General features: G+C 69.1%; 21 protein-coding genes. 10 read left to right on the forward strand and 11 right to left on the reverse strand.

Annotated features, from left to right (window positions below; translation table 11 throughout):
* Positions 1-13: 13 nt before the first annotated feature.
* Complete coding sequence (locus tag OG876_RS13540; protein WP_328525186.1) at positions 14-889, reverse strand: aldo/keto reductase; 876 nt, start codon at positions 887-889, stop codon at positions 14-16.
* A gap of 99 nt (positions 890-988) precedes the next feature.
* Here OG876_RS13540 and OG876_RS13545 point away from each other — a divergent pair, with 99 nt between their 5' ends.
* Entirely contained in the window at positions 989-1,471 is a 483-nt protein-coding gene (locus OG876_RS13545) for a GNAT family N-acetyltransferase (protein ID WP_328525187.1), read from the forward strand.
* Here OG876_RS13545 and OG876_RS13550 read toward each other — a convergent pair.
* From OG876_RS13550 to OG876_RS13590, 9 genes are all read right to left on the reverse strand, one after another.
* Complete coding sequence (locus tag OG876_RS13550) at positions 1,466-2,530, reverse strand: hypothetical protein (RefSeq protein WP_328525188.1); 1,065 nt, start codon at positions 2,528-2,530, stop codon at positions 1,466-1,468. The two genes, OG876_RS13545 and OG876_RS13550, sit on opposite strands and share 6 nt — an antisense overlap.
* A gap of 139 nt (positions 2,531-2,669) precedes the next feature.
* Complete coding sequence (locus tag OG876_RS13555; RefSeq protein WP_328525189.1) at positions 2,670-3,392, reverse strand: phosphotransferase; 723 nt, start codon at positions 3,390-3,392, stop codon at positions 2,670-2,672.
* Between the two features lie 9 nt (positions 3,393-3,401).
* Positions 3,402-4,844 (reverse strand): diguanylate cyclase domain-containing protein, encoded by a 1,443-nt coding sequence (locus OG876_RS13560; protein ID WP_328525190.1) that lies wholly within the window; start codon positions 4,842-4,844, stop codon positions 3,402-3,404.
* 69 nt (positions 4,845-4,913) lie between these two features.
* The gene (locus tag OG876_RS13565; RefSeq protein WP_328525191.1) at positions 4,914-5,660 is read right to left on the reverse strand and encodes a sugar phosphate isomerase/epimerase family protein; all 747 of its coding nucleotides are present in this window, start codon (positions 5,658-5,660) and stop codon (positions 4,914-4,916) included.
* Between the two features lie 19 nt (positions 5,661-5,679).
* Positions 5,680-6,495 carry a sugar phosphate isomerase/epimerase family protein gene (locus tag OG876_RS13570; RefSeq protein WP_328525192.1) on the reverse strand — a complete coding sequence of 272 codons (816 nt, stop codon included), beginning with the start codon at positions 6,493-6,495 and terminating at the stop codon, positions 5,680-5,682.
* Complete coding sequence (locus OG876_RS13575) at positions 6,492-7,697, reverse strand: dihydrodipicolinate synthase family protein (RefSeq protein ID WP_328525193.1); 1,206 nt, start codon at positions 7,695-7,697, stop codon at positions 6,492-6,494. Before OG876_RS13575 ends, OG876_RS13570 begins: the two co-directional genes overlap by 4 nt.
* Complete coding sequence (locus OG876_RS13580) at positions 7,694-8,857, reverse strand: Gfo/Idh/MocA family protein (protein WP_328525194.1); 1,164 nt, start codon at positions 8,855-8,857, stop codon at positions 7,694-7,696. The genes OG876_RS13575 and OG876_RS13580 overlap by 4 nt, the downstream gene beginning before the upstream one ends.
* Complete coding sequence (locus OG876_RS13585; protein WP_328525195.1) at positions 8,854-9,603, reverse strand: cupin domain-containing protein; 750 nt, start codon at positions 9,601-9,603, stop codon at positions 8,854-8,856. The genes OG876_RS13580 and OG876_RS13585 overlap by 4 nt, the downstream gene beginning before the upstream one ends.
* 215 nt (positions 9,604-9,818) lie before the next feature.
* Positions 9,819-11,246 carry an FGGY family carbohydrate kinase gene (locus OG876_RS13590; RefSeq protein ID WP_328525196.1) on the reverse strand — a complete coding sequence of 476 codons (1,428 nt, stop codon included), beginning with the start codon at positions 11,244-11,246 and terminating at the stop codon, positions 9,819-9,821.
* 119 nt (positions 11,247-11,365) lie between these two features.
* On the opposite strand from OG876_RS13590, the gene OG876_RS13595 reads away from it, so the two are divergent.
* From OG876_RS13595 to OG876_RS13635, 9 genes are all read left to right on the forward strand, one after another.
* Complete coding sequence (locus OG876_RS13595; RefSeq protein ID WP_328525197.1) at positions 11,366-12,259, forward strand: nucleoside hydrolase; 894 nt, start codon at positions 11,366-11,368, stop codon at positions 12,257-12,259.
* Positions 12,256-13,251, forward strand: coding sequence for a sugar phosphate isomerase/epimerase family protein (locus OG876_RS13600; RefSeq protein WP_328525198.1), 996 nt, complete (start codon positions 12,256-12,258; stop codon positions 13,249-13,251). The genes OG876_RS13595 and OG876_RS13600 overlap by 4 nt, the downstream gene beginning before the upstream one ends.
* Positions 13,248-14,147: a transketolase gene (locus OG876_RS13605; RefSeq protein WP_328525199.1), complete on the forward strand. Its 900-nt coding sequence runs from the start codon at positions 13,248-13,250 to the stop codon at positions 14,145-14,147. The genes OG876_RS13600 and OG876_RS13605 overlap by 4 nt, the downstream gene beginning before the upstream one ends.
* Positions 14,144-15,109 carry a transketolase family protein gene (locus OG876_RS13610; RefSeq protein WP_328525200.1) on the forward strand — a complete coding sequence of 322 codons (966 nt, stop codon included), beginning with the start codon at positions 14,144-14,146 and terminating at the stop codon, positions 15,107-15,109. The genes OG876_RS13605 and OG876_RS13610 overlap by 4 nt, the downstream gene beginning before the upstream one ends.
* Positions 15,110-15,186: 77 nt before the next feature.
* Positions 15,187-16,161, forward strand: coding sequence for a sugar-binding transcriptional regulator (locus OG876_RS13615; RefSeq protein WP_328525201.1), 975 nt, complete (start codon positions 15,187-15,189; stop codon positions 16,159-16,161).
* On the forward strand, positions 16,161-17,501 hold the full coding sequence (locus OG876_RS13620; RefSeq protein WP_328525202.1) for a threonine/serine ThrE exporter family protein: 1,341 nt from the start codon (positions 16,161-16,163) through the stop codon (positions 17,499-17,501). Before OG876_RS13615 ends, OG876_RS13620 begins: the two co-directional genes overlap by 1 nt.
* Before the next feature lie 84 nt (positions 17,502-17,585).
* A complete protein-coding gene (locus OG876_RS13625; RefSeq protein ID WP_328525203.1) occupies positions 17,586-17,984 on the forward strand; it encodes a cyclic nucleotide-binding domain-containing protein in 399 nt (132 codons plus the stop codon).
* Positions 17,974-18,972 carry an adenylate/guanylate cyclase domain-containing protein gene (locus OG876_RS13630; RefSeq protein ID WP_328525204.1) on the forward strand — a complete coding sequence of 333 codons (999 nt, stop codon included), beginning with the start codon at positions 17,974-17,976 and terminating at the stop codon, positions 18,970-18,972. Before OG876_RS13625 ends, OG876_RS13630 begins: the two co-directional genes overlap by 11 nt.
* Before the next feature lie 4 nt (positions 18,973-18,976).
* Positions 18,977-19,693 carry a GNAT family N-acetyltransferase gene (locus OG876_RS13635; protein WP_328525205.1) on the forward strand — a complete coding sequence of 239 codons (717 nt, stop codon included), beginning with the start codon at positions 18,977-18,979 and terminating at the stop codon, positions 19,691-19,693.
* Here the strand turns inward: OG876_RS13635 and OG876_RS13640 are convergent, their stop codons facing one another.
* Positions 19,694-20,143, reverse strand: a complete 450-nt coding sequence (locus OG876_RS13640; RefSeq protein ID WP_328525206.1) for a MarR family winged helix-turn-helix transcriptional regulator — start codon at positions 20,141-20,143, stop codon at positions 19,694-19,696. It abuts the gene before it with no gap.
* Positions 20,144-20,192: the final 49 nt, after the last annotated feature.

Raw genomic sequence — 20,192 nt, forward strand, 5'->3', positions numbered from 1 at the left:
CCGCGTTCCGGCGTCAGGCGGCGTCGAGGGTGGCGACCTGGTCGGCGGTGAGCTCGAGGTCGACAGCGGCGTACGAGTCGCGAATGGTCTCCGGCCGGCTGGAGCCGGGGATCGGGATGACGTACGGCGACTTGGCCAGCATCCACGCCAATGTCAGGCGCTGGGGGCTGACGCCGAGTTCGGCGGCGAGTTGGTGGAAGGCGGGGTGCTTGGTGCCGAGATCGCCCGCGTTGGAGATGCCGCCGAGCGGGGACCAGGGCAGGAACGCGATGCCGAGCTCGTCGCACAGGTCGAGCTCCGGCTCGCTGGAGCGGAAGGCGGGAGAGAACTGGTTCTGCACCGAGACGAGGCGGCCGCCGAGGATCTCGTTGGCCTGCTTGATCTGGGCCGGGTTCGCGTTCGAGATGCCGGCCAGCCGGATCTTGCCGGCGTCGAGCAGGTCGCGGATCGCCCCGATCGAGTCCTCGTACGGCGTCTTCGGGTCGGGCCGGTGGAACTGGTACAGGCCGATCGCCTCGACACCCAGCCGCTTCAGGGACGCGTCGGCGGCCTCGAACAGGTGCTTCGGTGAGCCGTCGACGGTCCAGCTGCCGTCCCCGGGCCGGAGGTGGCCGCCCTTGGTGGCGACGAGCACGTGCGACGTGTCGCCGCCGTACGACGCCAGTGCCTGAGCGATCAGGGATTCGTTGTGACCGTCGTCGGTCGCGGTCAGGTGGTACGCGTCGGCGGTGTCGATCAGGGTGATCCCGGCGTCGAGCGCGGCGTGGATGGTCGCGATCGACCGCTCCTCGTCGGGCCGGCCCTCGATCGACATCGGCATCCCGCCGAGCCCGATCGCGGACACCTCGACGTCGCCGATGCGGCGGGTCTTGTTCGTGTCAGCTGCCATGACTCCAACCTCGCGCGCGACCGGCGTCGATTCCAACAGGAATATCCGCACAGACTCAGCACTTCTGGTACTGAATCCGCGTCAAGGCAGGATGTTCCCATGCAGATTGACGAGCGGGTACGGCGAGCCAGGCCAGAGGACGTCCCGGCGATCGTGGAGCTGGTCTACGGACTCGCCGAGTACGAGCGAGCCCCCGACGAATGCCACCTGACCGCGGCGCAGCTGGAGACCGCCCTGTTCGGGGACGCCCCCGCGGTCTTCTGCCACGTCGCCGAACACGAGGGCGAGGTGGCCGGCTGCGCGCTGTGGTTCCTCAGCTTCTCCACCTGGCGCGGCGTCCACGGCATCTACCTCGAAGACCTCTTCGTCCGCCCCGAAACCCGCGGCACCGGCCTCGGCAAGGCCCTCCTCACCGCCCTCGCCCAGGAATGCGTCACCAACGGCTACGAACGCCTCGAATGGTCCGTCCTCAACTGGAACACCCCCGCCATCGACTTCTACAAGTCCCTGGGCGCCGGCCCCCAAGACGAATGGACCACCTACCGCCTAACCAACACCGCCCTAACCCACCTGGGCTCATAACCCCGGAAACGCCCGCCGCAGTTCGCTGATCCCCTCGCGCTCCCGCTCGTTGCCGAAGGCCCCTAAGGCGAGGACGATGGCGTCGAGTGCGGCACGCAGGGGGTCCTCGGCGTAGGCCGCGAAGAGCATGGTCGAGAGCTTCTCCATGGGGTCGAGATCGTCGTTCCAACCCCACTGCCGCGTAACCAACCGGTCGCCCGACTGGCCGTCGCCGACAGGACCGCGCATCTCGGCACAGGTGCGGAGGAGTCCCCAGAGATCCGCACCGCGATCCATCCCGTCGAGCGCGGCCGCGATCCACCCTAGGCGGCTCAGCCCTGCCTCCTGCAAGGCGCGCCGTGACGCCCACCGTGCGACGGAGCGTTGGACCTCCGGTTCAGCACTCACCAACCCGTCCACCAGCGGCCGGTCGAGGTGCGCCACTTCCTGCGCTGTCCAGGAGACCTCCCGCAGCCGTGGGGTCGGGAGCGCGCCACCCCATCGCTCCGCCTCCTCCGCGAGGCGTCGGTCCTCCTCGAGCTGCGCGCGTTCGCGCTTGATCTCCGCGAGTTGCGCCGGGGTCGGCTGTTGCCGTGCGTACTTGTGCCAGTACGCCGCCTGCTTGCCGGTCTGTCTGATCACGCGGTCAGGCGCAGATGGTGCCGGCCAGAACTGCAGGAGGTAGCGATCGACCAGCGGCTCGTCGTCCATCGGCGGTCCGGCCTGATGCCCGGCATCCATTCCCCAGCCGGAGTACCGCACCCGGTAGCTCACCTGCTCCAGGTCCAGCGGCCAGTACCCCTCACCGCCCCAACCCTGCAGCGCCGCCGCACCCAACGGCCGGTACGACGCCTCGACAACCTCGTCCGCGCTGAACTCGACCGACGGCATCTTGTCGTGCACCTCGACCACAAACCCGACTTTGCCAGTGTGCAACCCAGTGATCAGAAACAACTTCCCCTCGACCGCCGCCCCGCACAACCCGTTCCGCTGCCCGGCGAAACACTCACCGAGGTCGGCGTAGTTCTCCGAGCTCTCCACATAGATCTGCGCGTAGGCGACCCACGCAGGCCCACTCATCACCGTCCGCATCATTCGCCGTTCAGGTCCTTGAATTCGCGGGTCACTGTTGGTGTCGTCAGCCCAAGTCTCCGTAGCACTGTGGATCCCCCCACCTCGATGATCGGGCCCTATTTGAAGCACACGCGGAGGCGGCGGTTCAAGACTGGCCGGTTGCAGCTTCCTGCAATTCGTCGGCGTGGGCTTCGACCCACGCGCGCGTCAGGCGGATGTCGTTCGGTATGTCGAGGTCGCGGAGGTGCTGCATGGCCGGGTCACCGGCGGCGGCCTGGGCGTCGATGCCGTCCACGGTGCGGGACTGCCACCACAGCACCGTGGGGACGAGCGCGGTGAGATCGGCCGGACCGTAGCCGGCCAGTAGCGCCTTCCACTGCGGGACAGCCTGGTCGAGGCTCACGAGGTCGGCGTACTGCCAGCAGATGAAGGCAACGTCGTGGATGCGGGCACCCGGGGCGGCGATATCCCAGTCGATGAAGGCGATCGCGCGCGACCCGTCGTGGGTGTAGACGGTGTTCTTCGGGGAGAGGTCGTTGTGGCAGACCACCTCCTGGTCGCCGGCGAGCACCGTACCCGCGGTGAGGTCGTGGAACTCGCGGACCAAGCGGCCCACCGAGTGCAAGGCACCAATGGACGTGACGGCGGGCTTCCACGGCCGCTCCCACGCGACGTACCCGTCGACGAAGCTCAGCCGCTCCCGACCGTCCGCATCCACACCGAGAAACCGCGGCGCGCCACCCCACCCTTCCAGCAACCGCAGCAGATCATGGACGAACCCGGCTCGCTCACCGGGCTTCCGCAGTACGGCGTCTCCTTGCCGCACCACCACGTTCACGAACCCGCCGCGCAACTCCACCTCGTCCATCCGAGCAGCCTACGAGCGGCGGTGTTTCGCGGCGTACATAGCCTGGTCGGCCTCGTGGAGAAGGGTGTCGAGGTCGCTTGCGTCCGGCGTGATCGGGACGGTGCCGATGCTCGTCGAGACCTCGACCGCGATGTTCGGCAGTGGTCGGCTCACCGCGGACTCGAGGCGGGAGATCAACGTCGTCAGGTCCTCACCGGCGATGTCCTCGGCGAGTACGGCGAACTCGTCGCCACCGAGACGGGCCACGGTGTCGCCGTGGCGGACCGCGGTGGACAGTCGGGCGGCGATCTCGCGCAGGGCGTGGTCGCCGGCCTCGTGTCCGTAGCCGTCGTTCACGAGCTTGAAGTGGTTCAGGTCGCAGAACAGCAAGGCGCCTGGCCGGCCGGTCGCTCGGGTCCGCTCGAGGACTGAGGTGAAGCGGTGCTGGAGCAGCCGCCGGTTCGGCAGACCGGTGAGGGGGTCGTGGGCGGCGTGGTGGCGCAGCTCGCGTTCGGCGTCCTTGCGGGCAGTCACGTCGTCGATCTGGATCAGCAGGATCCGCGGCTGGCCGTCACCCTGCTCCACGAGCGCCGCCGTACCGCCGAGCCAGATCTCGTTCCCGCTGGGCTGCGAGAAGAGCCGCTCGAACCGGTACGCGGCGTTGCCATCAGCAACCTCGTCGAGTTCGCGCCGGGACTGCCCGGGCTCCTCGTCGCGGAGGAAGTCCGGCAGACGGGCGCCGAGCAGTTGATCGGCGTCGTACCCGGTGATCCGGCAGAAGGCGTCGTTCACCCGCAGCACCCGGCCCGCGTCGGGCCCGTCGAAGGCGATCGTCGCCATCCCGTTCCCGGCGCCCTCGAAGACCATCCGGAAGGTGGTCTCACTCGCCTCCAGCCGCGCTTTCTCGGCCCGGAGCTCATCGGTCAGCCGGGCCTTGTCGATCGCCAGCCCGGCCTGGGTGGCGAAGATCTCCAGCAACTCCCGGTGGATCGGCCCGGGCCGGCGCTGATCCTCGGGCAGGTCGACCGCCAGCATCCCAACCAGGTCACCGTCCGGCGAGTACAGCGGCGCGAACAGCGCGTCGAGTGGATGCCACGCGGACGGATCGTCGGACACCGGTACGTCGGGCACCCAGCCGACCACCTCGCCCTCCGGCAGCCGCTCGTGCGGCACGAAGCGCAGGCCGCCCCACTTGTCCGCGATGGCGAACTCGGCGTCGAAGATGTCCGCCGCGCTCACCCGGCCGAGCAGGGCCTCCCGAGCCTCGGGCGACCCGGCGACCGCGAACACCTCGAACTTCCCGTCGGCATGGCGCAGATTCAGTACGGCGATGCCGAACCCGAGCCCGTCGACGACCCCGTCGACCACAGCCTGCAGGGTCTCGGCCAGGCTGCGCCCCGCACCCATCCGCACGCTCACCTCGTAGAGGCGGCGTACGGCCGTCAGCCGGACCGATGGGTCGTCGTTGGGCACGCGTCGAGAATAGGCCGATCTCACCCGACGTGAGCAGTTGTCATCGTCGTTGATCCGGTTAAGCGTTTGTCAGTACCGGATTTCGGTCAGCCCGCGGTAGCTCCGTTCGGCCGACTGCCAGGCGTCGGCCGGCTTGTCGTGCTCGACCAGCCACTGCTCGACCCCACCCTCGGTCGCGTAGGCGAACATGCCCGCGAAGTCGAGCTTGCCCGCGCCGACGTCCTCCCAGGAACCGTCCGCGGCCATGTCCTTGACGTGCAGCGCCGGGAACCGCCCGGGGTGCTCCTGGAAGTACTTCGCCGGGTCGTGGCCGCCGTCGACCACCCAGTACAGATCCAGCTCGAAGCCCAGCAGTTCCGCGTCCACGTCGAGCAGGATGTCGTACAGAACCTGCCCGTCGATCGCATCGAAGTCGCGCCCGTGGTTGTGGAACAGCAGCTTCAGGCCGGCATCACGCGCGGCCTTGCCGGCCTCGGTGAACGCGGCCGCCGCCGTCTTGAACCCCTCCACGGAGTGCATCTCGGAAGGAATCGACGGTACGACGATCCATTGCGCGCCCAACGTCTGTACGTCGGCCAGCGCACCGGCCCAGTTGTCCGTCATCCGGGGGTAGCCGACGTGCTCGAGCACGATCGACAGCCCGGCGTCGTCGGCGAAGGAGCGGATCTCCTCGGCGCTGTGGTCGAACCGCCCACTCACCCCCACCGTGCGATACCCGATCCCGGCGAGCCGCTTCAGCGTCCCCGGATAGTCCTCGGCCAACACCTCCCGCATGGTGTACAGGTGCATTCCGATGCCGTCGGCGGGGATACTCATACAGGCAGCTCCTCAGCTACTAGATGACGTGTTCCTGATAGCGCGCCAGCGCCAGGTCGAAGACCTCTTGTCCCGGCGCGTCCCACAGCTTCTGGTTGAAGATCTCCACTTCGATCGGACCGTCGTACCCGGCCGCGTCACAGGCCTCGCGCAGCCGGCGCAGCTCGATCGAACCGTCGCCCATCATGCCGCGCCCGAGCAGCGTGTCCGCCGGCAGCGGAACCACCCAGTCGCTCACCTGGTAGGACAGGATCCGCTCGCCGGCCCGCTCGATCTGCCGGTAGACGTCGGCGTCCCACCACAGGTGATACGCGTCCACGATCACACCCACCTGCGACGCCGGGAACTGCTCGGCCAGGTCGAGCGCGCCACCCAGCGACGAGACCACGCACCGATCCGAGCAGAACATCGGATGCAGTGCCTCGACCGCCAGCTTCACCCCACGCTCTGCCGCGTACGGCGCCAGTTCGGCCAGCCCATCGCGCACCATCGAACGAGCGCCGTCGAGATCACGCGAGCCTGGCGGCAGACCACCGCTGACGAGCACGAGCACGGACGTCCCCAGCGTCGCGGCCTCGTCGATCGCCCGCCGGTTGTCCTCGATCTTCGCCTTCCGCTCGGCCGCATCGGTCGACGTGAAGAATCCACTCCGGCACAGCGACGACACCTTCAGTCCCGCGTCCGTGACCAGCCGCGCTGCCTTGTCGACGCCGTACTCCTGGATCGGCTCGCGCCACAGGCCGATCCACGACAGCTCGGCCTTGGCGCTGGCCGCGACCACGTCCTCGAGCGGCCAGTACTTCGTCGTCGCTTGGTTCAGGCTGTAGCGGTTCACGCGTCGACTCCACCTACACGCAGCAGTTGCCCGAACCGCTCGACGGCGAGCTCCGGATCCGTGAGTACGCCGGCTTGGTCGGCAAGGCGGAAGGTGTCAGCCAGATGCGGGAGCGACCGCCCGGTCTGCAGCCCACCCACCATCGAGAACCCGGGTTGGTGCCCGTTCAGCCAAGCCAGGAAGGCGATTCCGGTCTTGTAGTAGTACGTCGGCGCCGAGAAGATCTGGCGTGCCAGCGGGACCGTCGGCGCGAACACGCGGTCGTAGGTGTCGACGTCGCCGTCGTCCAGCGCCTTCAGGGCGGCCGCGGCCGCCGGGGCGATCGCGGCGAAGATGCCGAGCAGAGCGTCGCTGTAGCGGTTCTCGTCGCCCTTGATCAGCGAGGGGTAGTTGAAGTCGTCGCCGGTGTAGAGCCGGACGCCCTCCGGCAGACGGTTGCGCAGGGCAACCTCTCGGGAAGCGTCCAGCAGAGAGACCTTGATACCGTCGACCTTTGTCGCATTGTCGACAATCAGCTCGACCACGACGTCGGCCGCGGTGTCGAGCGAGTCGCTGCCCCAGTAGCCGTCCAGCGCCGGGTCGAACATCGAGCCCAGCCAGTGCAGAATCACCGGCCGGCTCGATTGGCCGAGCAGGTGGTCGTAGACCTTGCGGTAGTCGTCCGGCGAACCGGCCGCCGCGCAGAGTGCCCGACTCGCCATCAGAATCGGCTGCGCGCCAACGTCCTCGGCAAGCGAAAGCTGCTCCTCGTACGCCGCGGTCACTGCGTTCAAGGAGTGGTCGCCGCGCGAACCGGCGGCGGGTCGGGCCGCGGTGGTGAGCTGGTCTGTGCCGACCCCGACCGCGATCCGCCCATCGGGTGCTTCGGCTGCGGACCGCCGGATCAGCTCCTGGGTCGCCGACCAGTCGAGGCCCATCCCGCGTTGTGCGGTGTCCATCGCCTCCGCCACGGACAGCCCGAGTGACCACAGGTACCGCCGGAACCCCAGCGTGTGCTCCCAGTCGATCACCGCGGGCTGTCCGGGCGAGTTGTCGCCCAAGGGGTCGGCGACAACATGCGCAGCCGCGAAGGCGAGTCGCGACCGGGCCGGCAAATAGGGGCCCTGGGCAACTGGAGTTCCGGCCAACCGATAGGCCTCCAAGCCGCCGGAGCCGGTGGCGCCGACCGACGCGCCGGTCGGCAGGCGCAGTTCCAGCGTCACAGCCGGCCCTCGAGGTCGAGCGGCGGGACCTCGAGCTTGCGGCCCTCCCGCCACGACTGCAGGCCGAGCTCGGCGAGCTGCACGCCCTTGGCGGCCTCGACGAAGTCCCAGGTGAACGGCGCGTCCTCGACCACGTGCCGCAGGAACATCTCCCACTGCACCTTGAAACCGTTGTCGAACACCTCGTTGTCCGGCACCGTCGCCCACTGGTCGCGGAACTTCTCGGTGGCCGGCAGGTCCGGGTTCCAGACCGGCTTCGGCGTCGCGGACCGGTGCTGGGCCCGGCAGTTGCGCAGGCCGGCGACCGCGGAACCCTCGGTGCCGTCGACCTGGAACTCGACCAGCTCGTCACGGAACACCCGGGTCGCCCACGACGAGTTCAGCTGCGCGACGATGCCGCCCTCCAGCTCGAACACGCCGTACGCCGCATCGTCCGCGGTGGCGGTGTACTCGTTGCCCTGTTCGTCGACCCGGGTCGGGATGTGGGTCGCGCCCTGGCAGTAGACCGACTTCACCGGGCCGAAGATGTTGTCGAGCACGTACCGCCAGTGGCAGAACATGTCGAGGACGATGCCGCCGCCCTCTTCCTGCTTGTAGTTCCAGGCCGGCCGCTGGGCTTCCTGCCAGTCGCCCTCGAAGACCCAGTAGCCGAACTCGCCGCGGACCGAGAGGATCCGGCCGAAGAACCCGCCGTCGACCAGCCGCTTCAGCTTCCGCAGGCCGGGCAGCGACAGCTTGTCCTGGACGATGCCGTTCTTCAGGCCGGAGTCGCGGACCAGCCGGGCCAGGTCGACCGCGGCCTCCAGGCTCTCGGCGATCGGCTTCTCGCAGTAGATCGCCTTGCCGGCCTCGACCGCGGCGCGGACCCCCTTCTCGCGCAGCTGGGTGAGCTGGGAGTCGAAGTAGATCTCGACGTCCGGCTCGGCCAGTGCCTCGGCCAGGTCGGTGGTCCACCGGGTCAGGTCGTACTGCTCCGCGATCCGGCGCAGCTTCAGCTCGTTGCGGCCGACCAGGATCGGCTCGGGGATGATCATCGTGCCGTCGGCGGAGGGTAGGCCACCCTGCTCGCGGATCGCCACGATGGAGCGTTCGAGGTGCTGGCGCAGGCCCATCCGGCCGGTGACACCGTTCATCACGATGCCGACGCGTCGCTCGTTCACTGTTCTGCCTCTCGCGAAGTGATGTCGTAGATGTCGAGGCGACCGCACATGCCGTGCCGGCCGAACTCGGTGGGAGCGGGGAGTTGATGGAGTTCAGCGGTCTGTAGGTGGGGTGCCGTACCGGCTTCCAGCGCGTCGAGCGCGGCGCCGGTCTCGTCGGCCAGGCTGCGGGCGCCCTGCTCCCAACGCTTGCGCCAGTCCGCCAGCTGTGGCTGGACGATCCGTACCGCGGCTGCGTAGAAGTCGTCCAGGCCCGACGGGCCGTTCGCGTCGAAGGACTCACGCAGTACGGCGAACCCTTCGAGCGCGAGGTCACGCCGGGCGATCGCGGACGGCGTCCGGGCCGCACCCTCGCCGGTGAGCATGGTCGCCTTCAGGTACGTCTCGCGGTCGGTGAGGTGCTCGGGCGGGAGCGTCAGTACGGCGTCGCCGGCCTCGGGGAGACCGGAGTTCGACATCAGGGCGAGGATCTTGAGGCCGCCGCCGTTGACCAGCCGGTGGATCGTGCCGGGGTCGAACCAGACGACGGTGCCCACCTGCAGTGGGGTCTCGGTGAAGCCCTTCGGGTTGAGGGTCTGGACCGCACCGGAGCCGGCCATCACGTAGTAGCCCTCGGAGCAGGCCAGGTGGACGTGCGGCGCACCGCCGACCAGGCCGTCCGGTGCCGCGATGTCGTACACCGTCAGCAACGAGATGCCGATGCCGCCGGGCAGCGCCGCGGCGGAACCTGGCGCGTAGTCGCACATGCCGGCCTCCCTCCCAACCCCGGAAAGCCCTTTCCAAGGCTTGTGACCGCAACCTTAGGTGGGCTGTCACGAGGAGTCAACCTGTAACGGAAAGCGATCTCCGACCACATCCGGTCAGCTACAAGGAGTTACTTCGGGATCTGAACTGACGATGGCGAGGGAGAAGAAAGTGGGGCAAGTGGGAGGAGGGGTGGGTGGGACCAACCGGGTCACGGTCAGGCGCGGATTGACGCGATGGCGGCGGACCAGGTGGTGCGGCGGGTGGTGCGGGCTGCGGTGGCGAGGGTGGGTTCGAAGACGCGGTAGGTGCGGGTGCTGGACCAAGTGGTCGGCCGGCCGAGCGTGGTCCAGGCGAGTTCGGCGGCGCCGACGGCGGAGATCTCGGGGACGTCGGCGACTTCGACCGGGTGGCCGAGGAGGTCGGCCTGGGTTTGCATCAGGAGGTCGGAGACGGTGGCGCCGCCGTCGGCGCGCAGGCGTCGGGGCGTGCCGTCCGTGGCCGGGATGGTTTCCGCGATGTCGCAGATCTGCTGTGCGACCGCGTCGACGGCGGCGCGGGCGATGTGGGCGCGCGTGGTGGAGTTGCTCATCCCGGTCAGCGCGGCCCGGGCCTGGCGATCCCAGTGCGGCGCTCCGAGACCGGCGAACGCCGGCACCAGAACGACGCCGTCCGCAGCGGGAACCGTCGCCGCCAGCTCCGTCAACGCGCCGACATCCGGCAGACCGAGCATCGCGGCCGTCCAGGCGAGCGCCGCGCCGGACGACACGATGTTCCCCTCGACTGCGTACAGCGGCTGGTCGGTCAACCAGGCCAGCGTGCACCCGCCCGGGATGAAGCCCTCGACCGGAGTCATCACCGACGACCCGGTCCCGTACGTCGCCTTGATCATCCCGGCGCGCACGCACCCTTGTCCGTACATCGCCGCATGTGAATCCGCGAGTACGGCGACGATCGGGATCCCGTCGCGCAGCCCCGGAACCCCTGCTGTCTCGCCGAATCCGGCGTTCGACGCACGCACATCCGGCAGCGCCGACCGCGGTACGCCGAATGCGGCCAGCAACTCGTCCGACCAGTCGAGCTCGCGTACGTCGTACAGCAAGGTCCGTGACGCGTTGCCGGCGTCGGTCAGGTGCTCGCGGCAACCAGTCAGCCGGTGGATCAACCACGAGTCCACGGTGCCGACGTGATCAGCACCCGTCTCCGTCAGCAACCAGTGAAGCTTCGGCGCGGAGAACATCGCATCCACTCGCAGCCCGGTACGCGAACGCACAAGTTCATCGGTGGATGGAGGCAAGGATGCACACCATGCGGCCGTACGCACGTCCTGCCAACCGATGACCGGGCCGACGGCCTCACCCCGGCGGTTCCACCCCACCATTGACTCGCGCTGGGTGGACAAGGCGATCCCGACGATCTCCACCCGCCGCGCGAGTTCGCTGTGTTCCGCGGCGGCGAGGCAGGACGCGATCGCCCGCAGGACGCTCTTCCACAGGTCGTCGGCGTCCTGCTCGGCCCACCCCGGCCGCGGAGTGGAGAGGCCGACCGGCGCGGATCCGGTCGCCAGCACGCCGCCGTCGGCGCTCACCAGGACCGCCTTCGAGTTCGTGGTGCCCTGGTCGATCGCGAGTACCGCTCGCACCATCGAACCCTCCGGATCTGACAACTTTCAACCGAGCTCTTGACGGGACTCTAGCGTCGTGACGACACTCGTCGCGACAAGCTATGCACTACTGAATATCTATTCGCAGTAAGGGAGCCACGGTGAGACCGACCAGACGGCGGGTGATCATCGATACCGACGCCAAGAACGAGGCGGACGATCAGTTCGCGATCGTGCACGGGCTGTTGTCGCCCACCTTCGACATCCGCGGGCTGATCGCGGCCCACTTCGGCACGCGGCGGTCGGACCGGAGCATGGCCGAGTCGCGCGAGGAGATTGACCTCCTTCTGGACCTGATGGACCTCACCGGTCAGGTCCCGGTCGCGAACGGCGCGCCGACCGGCATCGCGGACGAGCAGACCCCGCTGGACTCGCCCGGTGCGCGGCTGATCATCGAGGAGTCCAAGCTGGCGTCGAAGGACGATCCGCTGTTCGTGTCCTTCCTCGGACCGCTGACCGACATGGCGTCGGCGATCCTGCTCGACCCGGAGATCGTGCACCGGGACGTGATCGTGATCTGGATCGGCGGACGCGGGTACTACGGGCACACGTCGTACCCGGGGATCGAGTTCAACCTGTCGAACGACATCCACGCCGCGAACGTGGTGTTCGGCTCCGGCATCCCCGTCTGGCAGGTGCCCAGCGACGTCTACACGAAGGTGTCGGTCGGATACGCCGAGCTGGACGAGAAGATCGGCGACGCCGGCCCCCTGGGCAAGTACCTGATCGAGCAGTTGCACGAGTGGAACGCGACGTACCACGGCGAACCGATCGAGTCCCGGTCCCTCGGCGACTCGCCGGCGATCGCGCTGATGCTCTACCCGAGCAGCGGGAACCTGCGCGTCCGTCCGGCTCCGCGATTCGGCGTCGACGGCTGGTACCTGCCCGGCACCAACAACCCGATCAGCGTGGTCGAACAGGTCGACGTCCGGTTCCTGCTCGAGGACATGTTCGCCAAGATCCGCCGCTTCGCCCGCCAAAGGAGCACCTCATGACCGACCTGCCGGTTTTCGGAGCGGGGATCTGGCACTTCGCGACGTACAAGGATCGCTATGCCACCGACGGCTACGGGCCGCCGGTGGGGCTGCTCGAGCAGATCGACCGGGCCGGTGCTGTCGGGGACCTGTCCGTGGTCGACCTGAACTGGCCGTTCGCCGGGTACGACGGGACCCTCGACGACGTCAAGGACGCGCTGAAACGCAACAATCTCAAGGCGATCGCGATCACGCCCGAGATCTACACCCGCGACTTCGTCAAGGGCTCGCTCACCAACCCGGACCCCGCCGTCCGCAGGCAGGCGATGGAGCTGTTGCATCAGGCAACGGAGTTGGCGAAGGACCTGGGCTGCTCGTACGTGAAGCTGTGGCCCGGCCAGGACGGCTGGGACTACCCGTTCCAGGTCGACTACCACGACATCTGGAACCTGGCGCTGGACGGCTTGAGGGAGCTCGTCTCCGCGCACCCGGACATCAACTTCGTGATCGAGTACAAGCCGCGCGAGCCACGGGTGAAGATCATCTTCCCGAACGTCGCCCGCACGCTGCTCGGGATCGAGAAGATCGGCCTGCCCAACCTGGGCATCCTGCTCGACTTCGGCCATTCGCTCTACGGCCAGGAGACGCCCGCCGACGCGGCCCAGCTGGCGATCGACTACGGCCGCCTGTTCGCCATCGACGTGAACGACAATCTGCGCGGCTGGGACGACGACATGGTCGTCGGGTCGGTGCACCTGGTCGAGACCTTCGAGTTCTTCCACACCCTGCGGAAGAACAACTGGGAAGGTGTCTGGCAGCTGGACCAGTTCCCGTTCCGGGAGGACAGCGTCGAGGCCGCGAAGCAGGCGATCCGGTTCCTGAAGGCGGTGCACCACGCGCTCGACGTACTGGATGACGACGCTCTGGCCGCGGCGCAGGCTTCGCACGACGCGCTGGCCGCGCAGAAGCTGGTGCAGAAGGTGCTGCTGAGTTCGATGGCGGAGCTGGCATGACGCTGACGGTCGAACACACGACCATGCCCGTGCTCGGGCGGCTGCCGATCCACAGCAGTCGCGCCGAGCAGGTCGCGCACATTGCCGAGGCCGCGCAGCAGATCCGGATCCAGGACCTCAAGCTGGTCCACCACGCCGGTGCCGGGCACATCGGCGGAGACTTCTCCGCCATCGACATCCTGGCGACCCTGTACGGCGCGGTGCTCGACATCTCGCCAGAGACGGTCGCCGACCCGGAGCGCGACCGGTTCATCCTGAGCAAGGGGCACGTCGCCGGGGCGCTCTACACCACGCTGGCGGCGTTCGGCTTCCTGCCGGTGAGCGAGCTGGCCACGTTCCTGAAGCCGCTGTCCGCCCTGAACGGTCACCCGAACCGGACCAAGGTCGCGGCGGTCGAGGCCAACACCGGCCCGCTCGGACACGGCCTGCCGGTCGCGGTCGGGCACGCCTTGTCGGCCAGACTCGACGGGTCGTTGCGCCGTACGTATGTGCTCGTCGGGGACGGCGAGCTGCAGGAGGGCAGCAACTGGGAGGCGATGATGGCGGCCTCGCAGTACCAGCTGGATCGGCTGACCGTGATCGTGGACCGGAACCGGCTGCAGCAAGGTGCGACCACCCAGGAGACCAACGACCTGGATCCGCTGCCGGAGAAGGCGACGGCGTTCGGGTTCGCGGTGGTGGAGGTGAACGGTCACGACCACGGCGAGCTGCTCGACGTACTGTCCGCCGCACCGGTCCGGTCGGGCAAGCCGACGTTCGTGATCGCCCACACGCACAAGGGCCACCCGATCTCGTTCATGAGCGACAACGTCGCGTGGCACCACCGGGTGCCGGACGCGGCGGAGTTCGAGCAGGCGCTGGCCGAGTTGGCGCGCTACGACAGGCGGCCGGCATGACCATCGTCAGCACCTCGATCGCGGACCAGCCGAGATACGACTGCCGGGACGCGTACGTCGAGACCCTGGCCGAGCTCGCGCACGCGGACCACCGGATCGTCGGCGTGGTGAACGACTCGGTGGGCTCGAGCAAGCTGAACAGCTTCCGCGAGGCGTTCCCGGACCGGCTGATCAACGTCGGCATCGCCGAGCAGGACATGGTCGGGGTCGCCTCCGGGCTGGCCAACGGCGGCCGGATCCCATTCGTCTCGGCCGCGTCGTGCTTCCTCACCGGGCGCGCGCTGGAGCAGATCAAGGCCGACGTCGCCTACTCGAACGCCAACGTGAAGTTGTGCGGTATGAGCCCGGGCGTCGCGTACGGCGAACTCGGCCCCACGCACCACTCGATCGAGGACATCGCGTGGCTGCGGGCGATCGCGAATCTGACCGTGATCGTGCCGGCCGACCCGATCGAGACGGCGGCGGCGCTGCGCTGGGCGGCCGCCTCTGAGGGGCCGGTGTTCATCCGGGTCAGCCGGATGAGCGTGCCGAAGGTCTACGCCGATGACTATGAGTTCGAGTTGGGCAAGGCGATCACGGTCCGGGACGGGAACGACGTGACGCTGATCAGCAACGGGACCGTGCTGTGGCGGGCGGTCGCCGCGGCCGAACGGCTCGCCGAGGAGGGCATCTCGGCCCGGGTGCTGTCGATGCCGACGGTCAAGCCGCTCGACACCGGCGCCGTGGTCGCGGCCGCGCGGGAGACGGCCGGAATCGTCACTGCCGAGGAAGCGGTGTCCGGTGGCGGTCTTGGCGGTGCCGTTGCGGAGACCGTCGTACAGCAGCATCCGGCGCGGGTGTCGATCCTCGGGATCCCCGAGTTCGCGCCCACGGGGTCGGCCGGCTATCTGCTGGACCGGTACGGGCTGTCCGCCGAGGGGATCGCGGACGCCGCCCGCAGACTCGTCACGACAGATACGTGACGAGATCCGCGACGTGACAGTTTGCAGGTTCATCTGACCTATAGTCCAGATTCCTGATCGTTTGTTAGGGGGTTGAGGTGAACGCCAACCGCGCAGTGCGTCAGCCGGGGCTGGACGAGCTGCGGTTGCTGGCGAAGGTGGCCCGGATGTACCACGAGAAGGGCATCCGGCAGCCGCGCATCGCCGCCGAGCTGAACCTCTCCCAGGCCCGGGTGTCGCGGATGCTCAAGCAGGCCGTCGAGGTCGGCATCGTGCACACCGTGGTGACCATGCCGAGTGGCGTGCACAGCGACCTCGAGGACGAGCTGCAGGGCCGCTACGGACTGCGGGACGCGGTCGTCGTCGACACCGCGGGGATCGGGGACGAGGTGCTGCCGGCGCTCGGCTCGGGCACGGCGGCGTATCTCGACATGACGCTGACCGGCGGACACGTGATCGGGATCTCGTCCTGGAGCGAGACGCTGATCAGCGCGGTGGACCGGATGCCGCGCAAGAGCGTGCCGGTGGTGGACAAGGTGGTCCAGATCGTCGGCGGGCTGGGTGACGCGGCGGTGCAAATGCAAGCCACCCGGCTGACCGCGCGGTTCGCCGAGCTGACCGGTGCGATGCCCGTCTACCTGCCCGCGCCGGGCCTGGTCGGGACGCCCGCGGTGCGGCGCGCGATGATGAACGACGTGTCCGTTCGGGACGTTCTGGGCATGTGGGGACAGCTCACCGACGCCCTGGTCGGGATCGGCAGCCTCGAGCCCTCGCCGCTCCTGCAGCGCAGTGGGAACGCGGTCGCCGAGGCCGACCAGGACGAGCTGCGCCGGCTCGGGGCGGTCGGGGACGTCTGTTTCCGGTTCTTCGACGAAGAGGGAAAGCACGTGCGCTCGACGTTCGACCAGCGAGTCATCGGGGTGACCGCGAAGGAGCTGCTCGCGGTGCCGCGCCGGATCGGGGTCGCCGGTGGTGAGCGGAAGTACTCCGCGATCCGCGCCGCGCTGCTCGGCGGCTGGGTCAACATCCTGATCACCGACCTGGCGATGGCCCACCGGCTGCTCGGCGAGTGATGGAGCTCGAGCAGCGGGAGGTCTACCGGACCATCGACCTGGCGTTGCGAGTGGGCGAGGTGCTGCTGTCCAGTGGCGCCGGTACGGCGGACGCGACCGCGACCATGCTCGGGGTCACCGCGGCCGGTGGGCTGCGCGGGTGCGAGGTCGACATTACCTTCACCTCGATGACGATCTCGTACCAGGCCGCGCCGGACGTCGCGCCCGAGACGCACATCCGCCTGGTTCGCTACCGGTCCCAGGACTTCTCCCGGCTGACCGACGTCGATCAGTTGGTCCGGCGGTTCGCCCGCGGTGACGTGACCCGGGATGAGGCGAGCCGTCAGCTGGCCCGCCTGACCTCGGCGGGTCCGCCGTACCCGCGCTGGAGTGCCGTCCTGGCCTGGGGTGTGATGGCGGGTGGCGCCACGCTCCTGCTGGGTGGTGGCTGGCTGATCACGCTGGTGGCGGTCGTCACGGCGATCGTGATCGACCTGAACAACCGGTCGTTCAACCGGCAGCGGCTGCCCGCGTTCTACCAGCAGGTGGCCGGCGCCTTTGTCGCGACCGCGGTCGCCCTGATCCTGTACGCCGTCCACGCGCCGGTGAAGCCGTCCCTGGTCGTTGCCGCAGGCATCATCATGCTGCTGGCCGGGATCGCGCTGACGGGTGCGGTCCAGGACGCGATCACCGGGTACTACGTGACCGCGGCGGCGCGAAGTCTCGAGGCGATGCTGCTGACCGGCGGGATCATCGCCGGAGTGTCGCTCGGTCTCGCGATCGGGCTCAAGTTCGGCCTGAGCGTCGGGATCGAGGCGCAGACGATCCAGTTGGCGAACCTGCCGATCATGGTCGGTGCGGGCGCGCTGATGGCGGTCGCCTTCGCCTACGCGTCGTACGCACCGCTCCGGGCGCTGCTACCGGCCGCAGTGATGGGCGCTCTGGGGGCGTTGGTGTTCACGCTGATGACGCGGGCCTCGTTCGGTCCGGCATGGTCGACCGCGGCGGCGGCCTTCGCCGTGGGTCTCGGAGGCTATTCGCTCGGCCGGCGGTCGGGAGTTCCGCCGCTGGTCCTGGTGGTGTCGGGCTCGATCCCGTTGCTGCCGGGACTGACCATCTACAAGGGGTTGTACGAGCTGATGGGCCTCGGCAACCTGCTCGGCATCTTCAGCCTGGTGACGGCGATCGCCATCGGCGTCGCGCTCGCGTCCGGCGTCATCCTCGGCGAGTACGTCGCGCAGCCGATCCGTCGCGAGGCCCGGCGGCTCGAGGATCGCCTCGCCGGACCCCGCCTGGTCGGACCACGCCGCCCGGTACGTCGTCGCACCGGCCGCCCGCGCCGCCGGCGGAGGGCCGAGTGACCTCTGCCCCGGACAGCCGTTAGAGTTACCGACTGGAAACATCGGCTGATCGCCGGGGTGGCCCGGCGGGCTCGGAGGATCGACGTGGCACTGGGTAGGACATCCCCGCGCGACCTGCCGCTGTTCGCGGATCTGTCCGGACGCGACATCAGGGACATCTTCCGGGCCGGCGAGGAGGTTTCGGTGCCGGCCGGCTGGTCGCTGATCCTGGAGCAGACCCCGCCGGACGCGGCGTACCTGATCCTGAGCGGTACGGCGGCGGTGCGGGAGAAGGGCAAGGAGATCGCCGAGCTCGGGCCCGGCGACATTGCCGGCGAGGTCGCGGTCCGGAAGAACACGTTGCGCACGGCAACCGTCACGGCCAAGTCCCGGCTGCAGCTGCTGCACTTCACCCGGGAGAAGTTCGACGACCTGACCCGCCGCCTGCCGGCCTTCCGCGACGCGATCGACGCGACCATCGCCGAGCGCCGCGGTGGTTCCTGACGCCGACCCCGCTGCCGGAGCTCAGGTAGATCTGGCCGGCATGCAGCGGGAGTTCGAGCGGACCCTGCTGGGTGGGGAGCGGAAGTTCACCCGGATCGAGGTGTCGGAACGGGCCGGGATCTCGAGCGAACGCGCCGAGCGGATGTGGCATGCGCTCGGGTTCGCGACCGTGCCGGACGACGAGGTCGCGTTCACCGACGACGACGTCGAGGCGCTGCGGCTGGTGGCGGCGCTGGAGGACGACGACTTCATCGATCCGGAGGTGGAGTCCTCGCTGGCGCGGAAGCTCGGGCAGACGCAGTCCCGGCTGGCGTCCTGGCAGTCGGCGATGTTCCTGGAGTTCCTGGGCGGGTCGAAGCTGGCGGCGGACGAGGCGCTCGAGGTGGCGGGGATGCTGCTGCCGGCGATGGAGCGGCTGCAGACCTACGTGTGGCGCCGGCACCTGGCCGCGGCCGCCGGGCGGGCGATGGCCGGGTCGGACGAGGTGGCGCGTGGCGTACGGGCGGTCGGGTTCGCCGACATCGTCAGCTTCACCCGGCTGACGCGGCGGCTGACGGAGGCCGAGCTCGGGCAGCTGATCGAGCGGTTCGAGGGGATGGCCGCCGACGTGGTCGCGCTGAACGGCGGCCGGGTGATCAAGTCGATCGGCGACGAGGTGCTGTTCGTCGCCGACACCGCAGCCGAGGGTGCGGCGGTCGCGCTCGCGCTGCAGGATGCGGTAACCGCGGCCGAGGATCTCCCCGAACTGCGGATCGGGCTGTCCTACGGCACGATCCTGATCCGGCTCGGCGACGTGTACGGCGAAGTCGTCAACCTCGCCGCCCGCCTCACCTCGGAGTGCAAACCCGGCCGTGTCCTGGCCGACCGTGAGCTCGCCGCCGCCCTCGACGGTCACCCCGGCTTCCGCCTGCGCCGCCTCCGCCGGGTCTCGGTCCGCGGCTACCACCACCTCACGCCGTACGCCCTCCAACGGCCTGAGGGACAATGATCGGGTGCGCGAGATCCAGACCACTGCTGACCTGATCCGGGCGAGTGGAGGCGATCCGCTGATCGTCTGGGCCGCCCAAGGCTTCGGTCCCGGCGTCCGGGCCTGGTACGACGGTGACGCGGTCGCCGTGGCGTCACCGGACCTCTCGAAGCGCGACCGGCTCGCGGTGTCCGGGTCCGCGGAACCGGCCGCTCGGTTGGCGGCCGGCGTCTTGGCCGAGGTCGGACCGAGCTTCCGCCCGTTCGGCTCGGAGGAGCTGCTGCGGGAGCTGGCGGATCGCGTGCCGGGGATGCAGTTCGCGGCCGCGTTCGGCTGGATGGAGACGGTGCAGACTCCGGACGTGACTACGACCGCGGCTTGGCTCGACGGTGACGCCGGGGTCGAGGACTTGCTGACCGAGGCGTCTCCTTCGTCGTACGCGTGGCCCGGGCGTGGCGGCGTACGACGCTGGGCTGCGGTGAGCGGTGATGGCGGGGAACTGTTGAGCATCGCGGCGGATGCGTGGAGCGCGCCGGAGGTCGGGTTCCTGGCCGGCGTCGCCACCCGGCCTGTTGCCCGGGGCAAGGGATTGTCCCGGCAGGTGTGCGGGTTCGTCACGGCCGAACTGATCAAGCGGCACGGCCGGGCCGCTCTGATGGTTGACGGTGACAACGCCGCTGCAATCGGGCTCTATCTCAAGCTGGGCTACACCTACCACCGCGTCGCCGCCGCGTTCGTCTGATCAGTCGGGAAGGTCGGCGATTCTGGTCGAGACTCGCTCCAGGACGGCGAGCTCCTCGGGGCTCAGGTGGTCGATGAAACGCTGCCGGACGGAGTCGAGGTGACCGGGCGCGGCTTCCGCGAGTACGTCGAAGCCGTGGTCGGTCAGGTGGTAGATCGAGCCGCGCGCGTCGGCGGGATCGGGTTCGCGCTCGATCAGGCCGCGGGCCTCCATCCGGGCCGCGTGGTGTGACAGCCGGCTGCGGGACCACTGCATCTTCTCCGCGAAGTCCTTCAGCGCCCAGCGCCGGCCGGGCTTCTCGGACAGGGTGCTGAGCACCTCGTAGTCGGCGGTGGACAGGCCGAGCTGGTTCAGGTCACGGGCGAGCCGGGACGGGACCACGGTCAGCAACCGGCGTACCGCACGCCAGGCCCGCTCCTCGTCGGAGTCCAGCCAGCGCGTTTCGGTCACGGGTCCGATCGTACTTCTTTGACGTGTCAAAGAACAGGAGTACGCTCGT

Origin of the sequence: Kribbella sp. NBC_00359, from assembly GCF_036097425.1 — a bacterium.
GTDB lineage: Bacteria > Actinomycetota > Actinomycetes > Propionibacteriales > Kribbellaceae > Kribbella.

Bases quoted from the DNA above. Each gene is read 5' to 3' on its own strand.
- OG876_RS13540 (WP_328525186.1), bottom strand. From the start codon at position 889: ATGGCAGCTGACACGAACAAGACCCGCCGCATCGGCGACGTCGAGGTG.
- OG876_RS13545 (WP_328525187.1), top strand. From the start codon at position 989: ATGCAGATTGACGAGCGGGTACGGCGAGCCAGGCCAGAGGACGTCCCG.
- OG876_RS13550 (WP_328525188.1), bottom strand. From the start codon at position 2,530: ATGAGTGGGCCTGCGTGGGTCGCCTACGCGCAGATCTATGTGGAGAGC.
- OG876_RS13555 (WP_328525189.1), bottom strand. From the start codon at position 3,392: ATGGACGAGGTGGAGTTGCGCGGCGGGTTCGTGAACGTGGTGGTGCGG.
- OG876_RS13565 (WP_328525191.1), bottom strand. From the start codon at position 5,660: ATGAGTATCCCCGCCGACGGCATCGGAATGCACCTGTACACCATGCGG.
- OG876_RS13585 (WP_328525195.1), bottom strand. From the start codon at position 9,603: ATGTGCGACTACGCGCCAGGTTCCGCCGCGGCGCTGCCCGGCGGCATC.
- OG876_RS13590 (WP_328525196.1), bottom strand. From the start codon at position 11,246: ATGGTGCGAGCGGTACTCGCGATCGACCAGGGCACCACGAACTCGAAG.
- OG876_RS13600 (WP_328525198.1), top strand. From the start codon at position 12,256: ATGACCGACCTGCCGGTTTTCGGAGCGGGGATCTGGCACTTCGCGACG.
- OG876_RS13605 (WP_328525199.1), top strand. From the start codon at position 13,248: ATGACGCTGACGGTCGAACACACGACCATGCCCGTGCTCGGGCGGCTG.
- OG876_RS13610 (WP_328525200.1), top strand. From the start codon at position 14,144: ATGACCATCGTCAGCACCTCGATCGCGGACCAGCCGAGATACGACTGC.
- OG876_RS13620 (WP_328525202.1), top strand. From the start codon at position 16,161: ATGGAGCTCGAGCAGCGGGAGGTCTACCGGACCATCGACCTGGCGTTG.